The sequence below is a fragment of the uncultured Selenomonas sp. genome, from assembly GCA_905372355.1.
Taxonomy (GTDB): domain Bacteria; phylum Bacillota; class Negativicutes; order Selenomonadales; family Selenomonadaceae; genus Selenomonas.
The window spans coordinates 140,086-154,533 of sequence record CAJPOT010000004.1 but is presented as its reverse complement, the minus strand read 5'-3'; the positions used below and the strand labels follow the sequence as shown (position 1 = coordinate 154,533).

Annotated in this window: 16 protein-coding genes and 2 tRNA genes; 14 read left to right on the top strand and 4 right to left on the bottom strand. The window is 59.5% G+C overall.

Going from position 1 to position 14,448, the window contains the following annotated elements:
* Positions 1 to 14: 14 nt before the first annotated feature.
* From QZ177_RS03885 to QZ177_RS03850, 8 genes are all read left to right on the top strand, one after another.
* Positions 15 to 476, top strand: coding sequence for a chemotaxis protein CheW (locus QZ177_RS03885; RefSeq protein ID WP_009644993.1), 462 nt, complete (start codon positions 15 to 17; stop codon positions 474 to 476).
* Between the two features lie 81 nt (positions 477 to 557).
* The gene (locus QZ177_RS03880) at positions 558 to 1,175 is read left to right on the top strand and encodes a chemotaxis protein CheC (RefSeq protein WP_006191336.1); all 618 of its coding nucleotides are present in this window, start codon (positions 558 to 560) and stop codon (positions 1,173 to 1,175) included.
* A gap of 1 nt (position 1,176) precedes the next feature.
* Positions 1,177 to 1,662, top strand: coding sequence for a chemotaxis protein CheD (locus QZ177_RS03875; RefSeq protein WP_009644990.1), 486 nt, complete (start codon positions 1,177 to 1,179; stop codon positions 1,660 to 1,662).
* A gap of 13 nt (positions 1,663 to 1,675) precedes the next feature.
* Positions 1,676 to 2,062 (top strand): hypothetical protein, encoded by a 387-nt coding sequence (locus QZ177_RS03870; protein WP_009644942.1) that lies wholly within the window; start codon positions 1,676 to 1,678, stop codon positions 2,060 to 2,062.
* Between the two features lie 23 nt (positions 2,063 to 2,085).
* Complete coding sequence (locus QZ177_RS03865; RefSeq protein WP_009644937.1) at positions 2,086 to 2,844, top strand: FliA/WhiG family RNA polymerase sigma factor; 759 nt, start codon at positions 2,086 to 2,088, stop codon at positions 2,842 to 2,844.
* A gap of 24 nt (positions 2,845 to 2,868) precedes the next feature.
* On the top strand, positions 2,869 to 4,260 hold the full coding sequence (locus tag QZ177_RS03860; protein WP_294175580.1) for a FapA family protein: 1,392 nt from the start codon (positions 2,869 to 2,871) through the stop codon (positions 4,258 to 4,260).
* A gap of 77 nt (positions 4,261 to 4,337) precedes the next feature.
* Entirely contained in the window at positions 4,338 to 4,655 is a 318-nt protein-coding gene (locus QZ177_RS03855) for a hypothetical protein (RefSeq protein ID WP_009644907.1), read from the top strand.
* Between the two features lie 109 nt (positions 4,656 to 4,764).
* Positions 4,765 to 5,808, top strand: coding sequence for a hypothetical protein (locus QZ177_RS03850; RefSeq protein ID WP_294175579.1), 1,044 nt, complete (start codon positions 4,765 to 4,767; stop codon positions 5,806 to 5,808).
* Positions 5,809 to 5,956: 148 nt separating this feature from the next.
* Here QZ177_RS03850 and QZ177_RS03845 read toward each other — a convergent pair.
* Positions 5,957 to 6,033: transfer RNA gene (locus QZ177_RS03845), tRNA-Arg, on the bottom strand.
* Positions 6,034 to 6,035: 2 nt separating this feature from the next.
* A tRNA-Pro gene (locus QZ177_RS03840) sits at positions 6,036 to 6,112 on the bottom strand.
* Positions 6,113 to 6,247: 135 nt separating this feature from the next.
* On the opposite strand from QZ177_RS03840, the gene QZ177_RS03835 reads away from it, so the two are divergent.
* Genes QZ177_RS03835 through QZ177_RS03825 form a run of 3 tightly spaced genes read left to right on the top strand, consistent with a single transcriptional unit; the run spans position 6,248 to position 9,237 of the window.
* Positions 6,248 to 7,192: a sirohydrochlorin cobaltochelatase gene (locus QZ177_RS03835; protein WP_294175578.1), complete on the top strand. Its 945-nt coding sequence runs from the start codon at positions 6,248 to 6,250 to the stop codon at positions 7,190 to 7,192.
* Positions 7,193 to 7,243: 51 nt separating this feature from the next.
* Positions 7,244 to 8,524 (top strand): metallophosphoesterase family protein, encoded by a 1,281-nt coding sequence (locus QZ177_RS03830; RefSeq protein WP_294175577.1) that lies wholly within the window; start codon positions 7,244 to 7,246, stop codon positions 8,522 to 8,524.
* Positions 8,525 to 8,544: 20 nt separating this feature from the next.
* Positions 8,545 to 9,237 carry a PilZ domain-containing protein gene (locus QZ177_RS03825; protein WP_264918629.1) on the top strand — a complete coding sequence of 231 codons (693 nt, stop codon included), beginning with the start codon at positions 8,545 to 8,547 and terminating at the stop codon, positions 9,235 to 9,237.
* 102 nt (positions 9,238 to 9,339) lie between these two features.
* On the opposite strand, the gene QZ177_RS03820 is transcribed toward QZ177_RS03825, so the two are convergent.
* Both QZ177_RS03820 and QZ177_RS03815 read right to left on the bottom strand, forming a co-directional pair.
* Positions 9,340 to 10,644 carry a M18 family aminopeptidase gene (locus QZ177_RS03820; protein ID WP_294175576.1) on the bottom strand — a complete coding sequence of 435 codons (1,305 nt, stop codon included), beginning with the start codon at positions 10,642 to 10,644 and terminating at the stop codon, positions 9,340 to 9,342.
* A complete protein-coding gene (locus QZ177_RS03815; protein ID WP_294175575.1) occupies positions 10,641 to 12,020 on the bottom strand; it encodes a sodium:solute symporter family protein in 1,380 nt (459 codons plus the stop codon). Before QZ177_RS03815 ends, QZ177_RS03820 begins: the two co-directional genes overlap by 4 nt.
* Positions 12,021 to 12,222: 202 nt before the next feature.
* Between QZ177_RS03815 and QZ177_RS03810 the strand changes: the two genes are divergently transcribed.
* The 3 genes from QZ177_RS03810 to QZ177_RS03800 are packed head-to-tail and all read left to right on the top strand — an operon-like array spanning position 12,223 to position 14,363.
* A complete protein-coding gene (locus QZ177_RS03810; RefSeq protein WP_009647068.1) occupies positions 12,223 to 12,867 on the top strand; it encodes an NfeD family protein in 645 nt (214 codons plus the stop codon).
* Positions 12,868 to 12,881: 14 nt separating this feature from the next.
* Entirely contained in the window at positions 12,882 to 13,868 is a 987-nt protein-coding gene (gene floA, locus QZ177_RS03805; protein WP_294175574.1) for a flotillin-like protein FloA, read from the top strand.
* 27 nt (positions 13,869 to 13,895) lie between these two features.
* Complete coding sequence (locus QZ177_RS03800) at positions 13,896 to 14,363, top strand: dihydropteroate synthase (RefSeq protein ID WP_294175573.1); 468 nt, start codon at positions 13,896 to 13,898, stop codon at positions 14,361 to 14,363.
* Positions 14,364 to 14,448 lie beyond the last annotated feature (85 nt).

The following is a 14,448-nucleotide window of genomic DNA, read 5'->3' as shown; positions in this document are numbered from 1 at the left end:
GGGGAGGATTAGACATGGCTAAGGAAAAGAAGACAATCATGGAAGACGTTCAGGTGGCCGCGTTCAAGCTCTTGAAGGAAGAGTACGGCGTCAACATCCTGAACGTGCAGGAAATCAAGGTTTTGACGGACATCACGCGCGTGCCCTTCGCCCCCGACTACATCAAGGGCGTCATCAATCTGCGCGGCAGCGTCCTTCCCGTCATCGACCTCAAGCGCCGCATCGGTCTTGAGGACGCTCCCTACACGGATGCGACGCGCATCATCATCATGAAGATCGGCGAGTTCTCCATTGGCATGATCGTCGACGCTGTGACGGAAGTGCTGACGATCTCCGGACGTGACATCAATCCGGCGAAGGACGTCAGCGACAGCACGAGCAACCGCTTTGTCAGCAGCATCGGCAACATTGATGCACGACTGATCATCATGCTGAATCTCGATGAGATCGTTGACCTGCCGGAAGATATGAAATAAGAAGTTGCTTCCTTCTCCTGCCCGGCAGGACGGGAGATGGATATTTCTATCGGATCATGCCAGTATGCTAGAGGTGCAGTTATGACGGAAGATATTATCGATCTCTCCCCGGTACAGCTTGATGTGCTGCGGGAGATAGGAAATGTCGGTGCGGGGAACTCTGCGACGGCCTTGTCGCAGCTCATCAACCGCCGCATTGATATGAATGTGCCGAAGGTTTCGGTCGTCCCTCTCGACGAGGTTCCCGACCTCGTCGGCGGGCCGGAGACGATCGTCGTCGGTGTTTTTCTGCGCGTCTATGGCAAGGCGCCGAGCAACATTCTGTTCCTCATGCCGAAGGACAGCGCTTTCTACCTTGTCGACGCCCTCATGGGCAAGGAGTCGGGAGAGACGACGCATCTCGACATGATGGCAGAGTCCGCCTTGATGGAAATCGGCAACATCTTGGCAGGAGCTTACCTCAATGCGCTCTACAGCTTCACGAACCTCTCGCTCATTCCGTCGATTCCGGCGCTCGCTATGGATATGGCAGGCGCCATCTTGAACGTCGTGCTCGTACAGCTCGGCCAGATGGGCGATCACGCCATGGTCATCGAGACGGAGTTCCTTGCCGAAGATGATGAGTTGCGCGGGCACTTCTTCCTTGTACCGGATCCAGGCTCCATGGAAATGATTCTTTCTGCAGTGGGGGTTGGATGACATGGCTGATATGTTACGCGTAGGAATCGCGGATTACAAGGTCGGTAAGGCTCCGCAGCAGATCATCAGCTACGGTCTTGGCTCCTGCATCGGCATATCCCTCTACGATCCGCAGACGAAGGTCGGCGGCCTCGTGCACATCATGCTGCCGGACAGCACGCAGGCGAGAGCGCACGAGAATCATGCGAAGTTTGCTGATACGGGCGTGCCTTTGTTGCTCGGCGAGGTCTTGAAACTCGGTGCGGCGAAGAACCGTCTCGTCGCGAAGATCGCGGGAGGCGCACAGATGTTCTCGTTCGCCAATGCGTCCGACGTCATGCGCGTGGGTCTGAGAAATGCGGAGGCTGCAAAGAAGGCGCTCGCCAAGGAAGGCATACGCATCGTTGCCGAGGATACGGGCGGCACGTACGGCCGCACGGTACAAGTCGATTTGGCAACGGGAGATTACAAGGTCAAGACGATCGATCGCGGGGAAAAGATTATTTAACGGGGGATGAACTTTGTTTAAGATTGGAACAGCACTCGTCACGGGCGTCCTCGCTGCCTTCCTCACCGTTCTGACGGCCGTTTCGGCAGGTGCACGGTTTTCTACTGCAGCGGGGAGAAGCCTTGCGGTGTTTCTCGTCGTCACCGCGCTCATCTTTCTCGTTGCCTTTTTTTTAGAAAAGCAGTTCCCTGCCCTTTTTGCGCAAGCGCAGTCGGAGGAAATTCCAACGAGGAAAGAGGGAAAAGCGACGCAGACGGCGAATGATAAAGAGGAGTCGGAAGGCTCGGAAAATGCCGGAGAAGATGGGGAAGCAGCAGACGCGCAAGCGGACGGTCAAGAGCAGGATGCGGATTTTGAGGTCATGGAAGAGCCCGCCGCTGCGGTTCCCCGCGGAGAATGACTAGACGAGGAGGCGGCTGATTGATGAAAAAGGCAGAGACCCCCTCCGCAGAAATTCAAGATCTTTGGGCGCTTTACCGGGAAACGCGCGCACCGGAAGTTCGTGACAAGATTGTCGAAAAGTACTTGCCGCTCGTCAATATCATTGCGGGACGTGTCGTCGTCGGCCTGCCCGCACATGTTGATCGGGACGATCTCGTTTCGAGCGGCTTTTTTGGTTTGCTTGACGCAATCGAGCGATACGACGTCGAGCGCGGCAACAAATTTGAAACGTATGGCGGCGTGCGCATTCGCGGCGCCATGCTTGACTATTTGCGTACGATGGATTGGATTCCCGTATCGAAAAGGCAGAAGATTCGGCGCTATGAGCAGGCGGTGACGACATTGGAAGGCCGCCTGGGGCGCTCGGCGACGGACGACGAACTTGCCGCGGAACTCAAGATATCGAAGAAGGAGCTGCACGATCTCGTTTCGCAGACGAATATCGCGACGGTCATTCCGCTTGAAGAGTATGTCCGCACGGAATCCCCGTCCTCACAGACGATCGATCCCGAAGAAAATGCCGAGAAAAACGAATTGCGTGACACCTTAGCGGAAGCAATCGACCAGCTTCCGGAGAAGGAGCGCACGGTCGTTTCTCTCTATTATTATGAGGAACTTACCTTAAAGGAAATCAGCCTCATCCTGCATCTTTCGGAGGCGCGGATTTCTCAGCTCCATACGAAGGCTGTCTTTCGGCTTCGGGGCTTTTTGGCGAGATGGAAAAAAAGCCTCATGGAGTGAGGCAAGAAGGAGGCAAAAAAGGGCATGAGCGAACAGGAAAGGGTTGACGGAGAGCGTCCAGTCTACAGCAAGATCAATATCCATGTCAGTTCGGACAAGATGGTGGCTACGGTCGGGTTTGACCACACGGATTCCAACGCATATCCGACGGCGGAGATGATCAAGAAGGCGCTCCAGGACAAGGGCGTCGTATTCGGCCTCGACGAGGCGGCGATCGAGCAGGGCGCGAAGGATGGCCAGGATTTCGAAGCGGCGCTTGGCAAGGAGCCTCAGCATGGCGAGGATGCCTATCTGAAGAAGAACTACGACCTCGGGGTCAAGGGACGCCCCAAGACCGACGAATATGATCGTGCGGACTACAAGAATATGAACCTCTTCGTGCTCGTGAAGCAGGGCGAGCTTCTCGCTGAACGCGTTCTGCAGACGGACGGAGAGCCGGGCATGAACGTGCTCGGTGGCAAGGTCAACCAAAAGAAGGGGAGGCCGCTCGTATTCAAGGCGGGGAAAAACGCTTCGATTCGCGATGAGAATTTCCTCTATGCCGATATCGACGGTCAAATTGTTGATACAGGAAAAGTCATCGGCGTCGACCCTCGCCTCGTCATCAAGGAGGATGTGGGTGTCGGCACGGGCAACATCGACTTCACGGGGGCGGTCGCTGTCCAGGGAAGCGTGCAGGCGGGATTCGTCGTCAAGGCTACGGGCGACATCGAGGTCGGCGGCATCGTTTCGGGCGCCGAGGTCGAGGGAAATAATATCCTCGTCAAGGGCGGTATCCAGGGCATGAATCGCGGCTTCGTCAAGGCGAAGGGGACGCTCATGGCATTTTTTGCAGAAAATGCAGAGATCGAAGCGGGACATAATGTCACGATTGCCGACGTTGTACTGAATTCACAGGTGCGCGCAGGCAAAAAGGTCACAGTGCTCGGCAGGCGCGGGCAGATCATGGGAGGATCGACGTTCGCCGGGGAAGAAATCGAGGCGACGCAGATCGGCAATCCCGCGAATGTCGCGACGAAACTTGAAGTCGGCGTCAATCCGATGGTGCAGCGTCAGTACAAGGCAGTGTGCCAGGAGTACGGCGATACGAAGAAAAAGCTCGATGAGATCAAGAAGACGCTCGCGACGCTCGGCAAGGTTGACATCAGCAAACTGCCGCCCGAGAGGCAGGAAATGGTCGCACAGTTGGGGAAGGTGCGCTTCCAAGTAGAGGGCCAGTTGGAGCGTCTTCTGGAAGAGATGGACGGACTTGAGGAGAAAATTCAGAGCATGAAGCGCGGCCGTATTCGTGCTGCCGATACGATATATCCAGGCGTGAAGCTCAAGATCAACAACGTCATCAAGAATGTTCATTCGGAGGAGAAACGCTGCACGTTGAGCGTGGAAGGCGATCAGATCCGCACGGGCGCTTATTGATACGAGCGACGTTCTTGCAGATCGTGTCCCCTTGACTGCGCTTGGAAAGGATGGTGGGATGCATGGATGTAACCCCGATGAGTTTGCAAGCAATCGTGCCGCGCACTTCCGAAGCGACGCAGGTACAGCATAACATGAATCAGCAGTCGGCTGTGCAGCAGGATTTTCAGGCCGTGCGTGACAAGCAGGAAACGGCGTTGAAACAGACGCAGGTCAGGAAGAAGGATCAGGCAGAAGAAGAACGCATCAAGGACGATCCCGATCGACGCAAAAAGCAGGGGCGCGGCCGGCGAGGCTCTGGCGGCGACAGGCATGCCGAGCAGGAGGAGGAAGCGCCAACAGAGAGGTTCGCCGTCGATGTGTTCCGCGGACGCAATATTGATATATCTACGTAGGGAATGAAACGGGGCTGTCATAAGTCGTAGTCGACTCATATGACAGCCCTATTTTAGAGGGAGAGCTGAATTTCTCAGCGATTTCTGGAGATAAGGGGAGCTGCGAGAAGTGATCACGGAAATTCTGGGCGCATTGATTGTCTTGGGGGCGGTGCTCGTCCTCATCATGCGGCGTCTTTTGAGCAAGGGAAAGGCCAAGGAGAAGGAGTCGGTCGAAGTTTCCGCGAGCCGTCTGCGCTATGAGATCGAGCGCTCAGGTGACGCCGTCATCGGCAGGATGCAGATCCATGTCGAACGATTGGAGCGTATTTTGGCGGAGGCGAACGCGCAGAAGGCGGCTTTGGATGAGCGCCTCGCTGCCCTCGCGCAGTGGGAGAAGGTCTACGGCGCACGGCTCGGTGCTTTGCCGCAGCAGATGGAGTTCGCGTCTTCTGCGCCCCGCACGGCGACACAGGCGCCCCCGACTGCTTCTCCCGTCACTGCGGCGCCCGCTGTTTCCGCCCCTTCTGCCGTCGAAGTTGCCGCACCGTCCGCTGCAGCCATTGCGCCTGCTGTGGCTTCCACCGCCGGTGCGGGAGAGACGGCTTCGAGCTTTCAGGCAGCCTTGATGAAGCAGATGGCCGGAAGCCCGATTGGCGGTGCGGTAGATTTGCAGCTGCCGCCTGAAGAAATGGAGACGGACACGGCGGCGAACATCGCGCATGGCGCTCAGGCGGCGCAGGAGAATATGCGTCGGGAGATTCCCGTCCACGAAGATGCCGCATCCCGTGCGTTGTCGACGGCCCAAATGCCCGATGAGACGCAGGATGATGAGGCGTATGAGTACGAGGAGTACGAGGAAGACGAGTCGGAGGAAGAAGACGAAGAGGCAGTGATGGAAGAAGAGGCGGACGAATACGAAGAGGACGAACCGGCGGACGAGGAAGAGCCGCCGGAGTTTTCGGACGAGGATTTGACCGCTGTGCGGGAAGCGGACGAGGCAGACGATGTGAAAAGCCCGTCGCCTGATGTGCCTCCGAGCCGTCAGCAAGAACAGATCCGTGCCTTTCTGCGCCAAGGAATGAGCGCGGAGGAAATTTCTCAGCGACTGGGACTTGGACTCGGCGCCATCGAACTCGTTCGTCACATGGAAAAGCGTGCGCACGAAGAGTAAACTACACGCATAAACGTCCACCTTGTGGACATTGTGCGCCGCCCTTAATGAAAGTTACCCAATCAGTCTGCGCCCTTCGGGCTTGACTTCTTGGACTTTCATAGTAAACAAAAGGGCTTGGCAAAAATGCCAAGCCCCGCAATATCCTTGGTGCGACAGGAGGGATTCGAACCCCCGACCCACGGCTTAGAAGGCCGTTGCTCTATCCGACTGAGCTACTGACGCGATGGTCGGAGCAGCAGGATTTGAACCTGCGACCCCCTGGTCCCAAGCCAGGTGCTCTACCAAACTGAGCCATGCCCCGAAAATGCCGATGTATCGCATCGCGCAATAAAGAAATTATAAAGGACACCGTGAGCTTTGTCAAGGATTTGTCGGAGAACGGCGATTCGACAGGGAATTCTTGAGAGAATTATGATGGAAGAAAGGAGGCAGATCTATGGCACATACAGGTTACAAGCTCCACGAGGAGGTCAAGACGGCGGGCGCCGCTTTGCGGCGAGCCGCAAGCCTCGGCGTGCTTGTGGCGGACAATGCCGCGCTCGCTGCTGGTGAGGAACGTGATGCCATCCTCGTCATGAGTTTCGGCACGACGTTCAAGGAGACGCGCGAGAAGACGATTGACGCCGTGGCGGAGGAGGTGCGGCGCATGCATCCCGCCGTCAAGGTCATGCTCGCCTTCACGTCGCACATCGTTATTGAGCGCGTGGAAAAGAACGAGGGCATCCGCTATCCAACGCCCGAAGAGGCGCTGCAGAAGCTCAAGGAAGAGGGCTGTACGCGCGTCGCTCTCGTCTCGCTCGACATCATCCCAGGCATCGAGTACGCCTATAAGCGGGAAGTCTTCGACGAGTGTAAGCCGTGGTTTCGTCGTATGACGCTCGGCACACCGCTCGTCTATTGGCAAGGGCAGGAGGAGAAGCGCGATGATGTCGCAGAGGTCATGGCGGCCGTTGTGAGGGAGTTGCCGGCGCGTGCAGAAGACGAAGCCGTGCTCCTCATGGCGCACGGTACGCCGCATCCGGCAAATGCCTACTACGCTGTCATGCAGGAGCGCTTGGAAAATCTCGGTGAAGAGCGCGTCTGCATCTACACCGTCGAGGGACGGCCGAATCTGGACGATGTCGTGCCGAAGCTCAAGGAGGCGGGCATAAGGAAGGTCACGCTCGCCCCGTTGATGCTCGTGGCAGGCGATCATGCGACGAACGATATGGCGGGCGACGAGCCGGATTCGCACAAATCGCTTTTGGAGCGCGAAGGCTTTTGCGTGCAGACGATTCTCAAGGGCATCGGAGAGAACGCCGCTGTGCGCAAAATCTTTGCGACACGGGCAGCCGAGGCGTATGAGGCGCTGCTTGACGCGGCAGAGAGCAAGCGTTTTTGAGGGCAACGGATGCAGAAGGCCTGCATCGGATGGTGCGAAGGAGGTTCCGCCATGCTGTCTGCCTCTTTACCGGCGCTGTCGCGGCGCGGGTTTTTGAAAATATCGCTGCGGACGCTGTTCTCGCTGGGAATCGGCAGTCTGTTCCCCGCGCGCTGGCGCAGGGCTTTTGCTGCTGAGGGGCTGGAAGCGTTCTTCGTGCGGCAGATCGTCACCGAGGACAGTCGAACCTCGCGCATGATTGCATGGGAGTCCACGGTGAGTGAGGTGCAGGCTGTCGTCGATCTGCGACTTGTGGGTGCAGCAGGGTTTTCTTCTTTCGCGGTGAGCGAGAAACTTCTCGATGACGGCGGCGAGCGGCTGTTTTCGCATGAGGCGCTTCTGACAGGGCTTTCGCCGGGTGCTTCCTACGAATACCGCCTGCGCACGGGCGATACATCGTCGCCTTGGTTTTCCTTGCGGACAGCGGGGGACGGTGCATTCAAGGCGCTGATCTTTCCCGATTCGCAGTGCTCGGATGGATATCGCACATGGAAGAAGGCGGCGGAAAGTGCGGCGGCGCAGCACCCGGACGCGGACTTCTTTATCATGATGGGTGATCTCGTCGACAATGGGGAGGCCGCCTACCAGTGGCGGCAGTGGTTCGAGGGGGCGGCGGGACTCATCAGCCGCCTGCCGTGCGCTCCGCTGATGGGCAATCATGAAGCGTATGATCTCGACTGGCAATGTCGCCTGCCCTTGGCTTGGCTTGGCTACTTTCCCGTGCCCGGCAACGGCAGTCTGCGCTTCTCGCATTGGTACTATTCCTTCGATTACGGGCCGTGCCACTTCGTCGCGCTCAACACGCAGTGGGAGGAAGTCGAGGCATTGCGTGCGGGACTCCTGGAGGAGCAGATGGCTTGGCTGCGCCGCGACATGGCGGCGAGCCGCAAGAAGTGGAAGATCGTCTTGATGCACAAGGACGTCATCGAGTACGACTACCCCGATTTGAGCGATCCCGTCACGGGTGACATCAGTGCGACGGGGCGTCTTCTCATGCCGCTCTTCGATGAACTGCGTCCCGATGTCGTTTTGACGGCGCATCAGCATACGTATCGGCGGCTAGGGTCTATCGTGAATTTTGCGCCGAGCAAGGAAGGGCCTTTCTATATCGATACGGGAAACTGCGGCAACTGCTACTACGATGTGCCTGTGAATGCGCGTTTCGACAAGAAGGTGCTCGCCCAGCCTGAGCGCGGCAATTATATGACATTGGAGGCGTCGGCAGAGCGTCTGCACTTTTCGTGCTTTCTGCCCGACGGAAGCCTTGTCGATGAAGTGAGTTTGCGGAAGTGATGACAGGAAGAAGAGGAGATATGACGACGGAGAGTATGGCGGCAGAATGTTTTGCGCCTGAAGAAGTGCTCGCGCTGGAGGAGAAGATCTATTTTTTGCAGGAGGGCGGAAAGAAGACGCGTATAGGAATTCTCAAGGAGATGACGGCAGACCGTCTGATCGTCGAGATGCGCCTGACGGATGCCGAATATGCGCACGGCCCTGAGTCCGGCGCACGTTTTCACTGTGCCATGCCGAGTGAGAAGTGCACCTATCGCTTTTCTTCGGTGTTTTGCGCGAGCAGTCCCCTGCCCGATCATATCTGGTACATGGAACTTCCGGCGGAGGTCGAGCGCCAGCAGAAGCGCGATTTCGTGCGCGTGCCCGTGCCGCTTCCCATGCAGGTGACCTTGTCGAATCTCTACGGCGGCAAGAACAAGGCGAAGGACACGACGCTCGTCGACATCAGCGGCAACGGCGTTTCTTTCGTGTGGAAAGAGCCGCTGGAAGACGGCATGGAAATCGAGATCGCCATCCCCGATCTGCCCGCCGTCGGCGAGCTGAAGACGACGGCCATCGTCATGCGCTCGCTCGACCGCACGGCGCTTGCGACGCCCGTTTATCATATCGGCGCACACTTCGCGGCATATCTTGACAAGAGGCAGCAGAACCAGCTCGTGCGATGTATCTTCCTGCTGCAGCGCAAGTATTTGGAGCGCGGACTTGGCATTTGAACGTGGAACAAGATTGCGACGAAATACTCCCCCGAGAGCCGAGGATGGCTTTCGGGGGAGTATTTCGTGTCTGCGGTTTCGCGCAGGAGGGTATTTGCTTTTTCAAGCGAGAAAGGCCGTGAGAAGCCGCTCAAGCGATTCTTGGTCGGCGACGCCCATCGTCTCGCGCGCCGAATGCATGGCGAGAATGGGAGCTCCGATGTCCATCGTGCGCACGGGGACGAAGGAGGAGGCGATGGCGCCGAGCGTCGAACCGCCGCGGCTGTCGGCGCGGTTCACGAACCTCTGCCAGGGAATCTCATGCTCTTCGGCAAGCGCGCGCACGATGGCGGAGGCTTCGGCATCTCCCGCGTAGCTCTGTGACGCCGCCTGCTTGAGGACGACGCCTGCTGCGAGCGCGGGACGCACGACGGGATCGCTTTTCGCCGCGTGCGAAGGATGGACGGCGTGCGCCACGTCGACGGAGAGCAAAAAGCCGTCGGCGAGCGCACGGCAGACGGCGTCGCTTTCGCCCGAAAGCTCTTGATAGATGCGGCGCAGCGCATCGCCGAGCACGGCGGAGCCGGCGCCCTGCTTCGTGCGGCTGCCGACCTCCTCGTTGTCGAAGAGCGCGATGAGGCGGATGCCCTGTGTGGGATGCGCTTCTTCGATGCCCTTGAGGCAGGCGAGCACGGAGGTGAGGTTGTCGAGCCTCGGCGAGGAGATGAATTCGTCGCGAAGTCCGAAGGTGCAGCCCGTCTCGCAAGGGTAAGCGCCGAGATCGTAGGAGAGGATGGCGTCCCGCTCTGTTTCGCAGGCTTCGGCGAGCCAGGCGAGGAAGAAGTCCTCTTCTGCGTCCCTACCGACGAGCGCGGCGAGCGGCAGCATGTCTTTTTGCGCGTTCAGCGCGCCGTCTTTGTTGACGTCACGGTCCATGTGGATGGCAAGGCTCGGGATCGTCATGAGCGGCTTTTGAAAGTCGACGAGCCGCACCTCGGGATGAAAGGCGTCCTTGCCGCGCAGCACGATCTTGCCCGCGAGCGAGAGCGGCCGGTCGAGCCAGGTGCGCAGGATGAGTCCGCCGTACGTTTCGACGTTGAGCGTGCCGCAGCCGTCGCGTGTCATGCCTGCCTCGGGCTTCAGGCGAAAGCACGGGAAGTCCGTGTGCGCCGCCGCCATAAGGAGCGGCGTGCCGTGGCTCTTGAGCGGCTTCTCGCCGACGACGAAGGCGAGGAGCGTCGAACCGTAGACGCGCAGGAAGTAGCGTCCGCCGGCGGCAAGACGCCACGAGTCCGCGGGTTTGAGTTCTTGAAAGCCCGCACGAAGAAGTCTCTTGGCGCTCTCCTCTACGACATGAAAAGGGGAGGTCGAGCATTGGATGAAACCGAGCAGTTCTTCCGCCGCTGCGGGTATGGCTGTATTTGTCATGAGAGATTCCTCCGTGTATGGTTTTTACGAATTCCCGGCAAGATGAGTGCCGCACTGACGATCAGCCCGATGAAGAGCGGATGGATGGCGCTTCCTGCGACGGCTGCCGCCGTAGCGGCTGCCGTAGAAAGCAGCATGGAGGCGATGGACCAGCGCGGGGAAAGCCGCTCAGGAAAGAAAATCGCCAGTGTCAGCGGCAGGAAGATGCCGCCGCCGCGAAGCGCCATCGACAGGTAGTTCCAGACGAGCACCTCGCTGTCGATGAAGCAGATGGCGAAGAGGGCGGCAAGCGCCATGACGAGGAGCACCATGAGGCGGTGCAGAAGGAGAAGCCGGCCTTCGCTCTTCACGGCGAGGAGCGGTGCGAATACGTCGTGTGAGAGCATGGTGCCGATGCCGAGCGAGAGTCCGCCGATGCTGCCGACGAGGGAAAGCACGATGCCGCCCATGGCGATGCTGCCGATGAGTGTTCCCGCGTGCGTAAAAAGGTAGGTGGGCAGTGCGAGGATGGGCGCGATGTCGGGCGCGGCCGCGTGCATGTAGATGCCGATGATCGAGCTCGGCAGCCCGACGGGGATGACAATGAGCGCGGCGGTGAATGCACCGACGGTTGCCGTGCGTGGGTTGGCGGCGGAGAAGATGGCCTGGATGTAGGACTGCGTGGAGATGATGCCGACGATGAGCGAGAGGAGTCCGGCGGCGATGCTCTGGGCGCCGGCATGTCCGAGGCTCCATGTACCGGACGCGAGCGGCGCCGCCGCTGTGAGCGCGGGAAGACCGCGCCAGGCGGTGACGCCTGCGAGACAAAGGCTCAGCCATAGGACGATCATCTTCAAGATGCCGCCGACGCCGGCGCTCTTCATGCCGCCGAAGAAGACGTAGCAGGCAACGAGGGTAATGAGGGCGAATGCCGCCGTGCCGTAGCCGACACCGAAGAGCGTGGAGATGAGATGAAGCCCCGGCAGCATGCTTGCAACGGCGCTGAAGAAGATGCCGACGGAGGAGACGAGGCTCGAAAAGACACTCGCGCTCTTGCCGTAGCGGATGCCGAGGAACTCGGGGATCGTTTCGAGCGAGGTGCGCCGCAAGGGTCTCGCATAGAAAAGCCCCATGACGACGAGAGCGATTCCTGTGCCGAGCGTGAACCACCACGCGGAAAGCCCGAGCGAGTAGGCGAGCTGCGCCGTGCCGACGGTCGCGCCGCCGCCGACGCAGGTGCCGGCGATCGTGCCTGCGACGAGCGGCGCACCAGCACTGCGCCCATTGAGGCTGAAGCCTTCCGCCGAGCGGATGGAGCGGGCGGCATAGAGACCGCTCGCGAGGACGAGTGCGATGGTCGCGAGCATGAGTGCAAGCTGTGTTGTAGAAATTGCCATAGAAAGTGAGCCTCCCAGAACGATTTTTGTCGGAAGATTTTCCTTTCTGCCATTATACGCCTACGAAAGTCGACAGGCAAATGATTCTTCCGTTGGCTTGTACTGGGCATTTCTCCTGTGATTTTAAGGATTTTCGGCAGGTTTTTGTGTTTCTTCATGGAATAGATATAGGGAGAAGGTTCGTGGGAAAGGATGTGATCGTATGGAATTTGTCGGCGGGACTCCCGCCCTGCAGGTGCTCCTCGTCGCCGTGATCTTTCTTGCGGTACTCATGGAGGTCAAGACGGGCGGCACGGGATTCGGCGTCTTGCTCGGACTCATTGCGGCGGGCGTCTTCTTCAGCAGTCAGTATGTGAAGGGACTCGTGAGTCTCTACGAGGTCGCCGTCTTTCTCGTGGGCATCCTTTTGATCGTAGCCGAGGTGCTCCTGCCTGCTACGGGCGTCTTGGGCGCTCTCGGCGTCGCGGCGATGCTCTACAGCGTCGTTCTCGCGCTTGGCGGCGACGTCAATGCCGTCTACGCGCTTTTTGCCGCATTCGCGCTCGCGCTTTTTCTCTTCGCACTTATCGCGCGCTTTCTGCCCGAGAGCCGCCTTTGGAAGAGGGTCGTGCTGCACGACGCTTCGACGAGTGCAAAGGGCTATGTGAGCGCTGAGGAGCGCACGGATCTCATCGGACGTGAAGCTCTTGTTCTGACCGACGTGCGTCCTGCCGGATCGATCCTCGTCGACGGCGTGCCCGTCGATGTCGTCTCCGAGGGCGCTTACATCGAGAAGGGCGAGCGCGTCTGTGTGACGGAGGTGCACGGCAGCCGCATCGTCGTGCGCCGCGTCAGGGAAAAGGATTGATTGGAGGGTTCTTTATGGAAGGCGTCATAGCATTGGCATTTCTTTTCGTCGTCGCTGTCCTCGTCGTCATGGTGTTCCTGCATTTCGTGCCCATTGGGCTTTGGATTTCGGCGATTGCGGCGAACGTTCCCGTGAACATCATCACGCTCATCGGCATGCGCATGCGCCGCGTGCCGCCCGGTAAGATCGTCATGCCGCTCATCAAGGCGAACAAGGCGGGGCTTGACGTGCAGGTCAATCAGCTCGAAGCGCACTACCTTGCGGGCGGCAACGTCGACAAGGTCGTCGACGCCCTGATTGCCGCGCACCGCGCGCAGATTCCCCTGCCGTTTGAACGCTCGGCTGCCATCGACCTTGCGGGACGCGACGTGCTCGACGCCGTGCAGATGAGCGTCAATCCCAAGGTCATCGAGACGCCGATCGTCTCCGCCGTCGCCATGAACGGCATCGAGCTGAAAATCAAGGCGCGCGTGACCGTGCGCGCCAACATTGACCGCCTCGTCGGCGGCGCGGGCGAGCCGACAATCATCGCACGCGTCGGCGAGGGAATCGTCACGACGGTCGGCTCTTCGACGAGCCACGGCGAGGTGCTCGCGAATCCCGACGTCATCTCGAAGACCGTGCTCGGCAAGGGGCTTGACGCAGGGACGGCGTTTGAAATTCTCTCCATCGACATCGCGGACGTCGATGTCGGGCGCAACATCGGCGCGGAGCTGCAGACCGATCAGGCGGAGGCCGACAAGCGCATCGCGCAGGCGAAGGCCGAGGAGCGCCGCGCCATGGCGGTTGCCAAGGAGCAGGAGATGAAGGCCTACACGCAGGAGATGGAAGCGAAGGTCGTCGAGGCGCAGGCGGAAGTGCCGCACGCGATGGCGGAAGCCTTGAAGAGCGGCAACCTCGGCGTCATGGACTACTACAACCTGCGCAACGTGCAGGCGGACACCGACATGCGCACGGCGATCAGCGAGGCGGGCGCGAATCCGCCGCATACGGCGAAGTAAGATGGAAGAGGGAAGGAGGCAGTCGACATGAGCGTCACGGGCATCGTCCTCTTCGTCATATTCCTCCTCGTAAAAAGTCTGTTGGACAAGAAGAAAAAAGAGGCGCGTCGGCAGAAAGCGCCCGAATCCTCGGCATCTCCGGACGAAATGGGAGGAACGGCTGAAACGACGCAGGTCATGGCCGAGAATCCCGCAGAAGTACGGGATTTGCTGCGCCGCTTCTTGGACGAGCGGGCGGCAGCGGTTGAGACGAGCGATGTACCGAGCGAGGCGCTCTCCGAAATCGAGTCTGCTTCTGCTGCCCGCTCGCCCGCTTCTCTGCGCCATGCGGAAAGCAGGGGGAAAAAGCTGCAGCATTCGCCGGAAGAGGCGGCGCGCCCCCGCGCCCTCGCGCTCGATCTTACGCCCGCCGGCCTGCTGCAGGCGGTCGTGCTCGCCGAGGTCATCGGACGTCCCAAGGCGCAGCGCAGGCGGAGTCCGTATTTCCGTTCGTGAGAGGAGAGAAGAATCCCCGACACTCCGCAGCAGCGGCAGGCGGCGGGGATTTGCAATATGTAGGAAACAGGAAGAAGCATCCAGG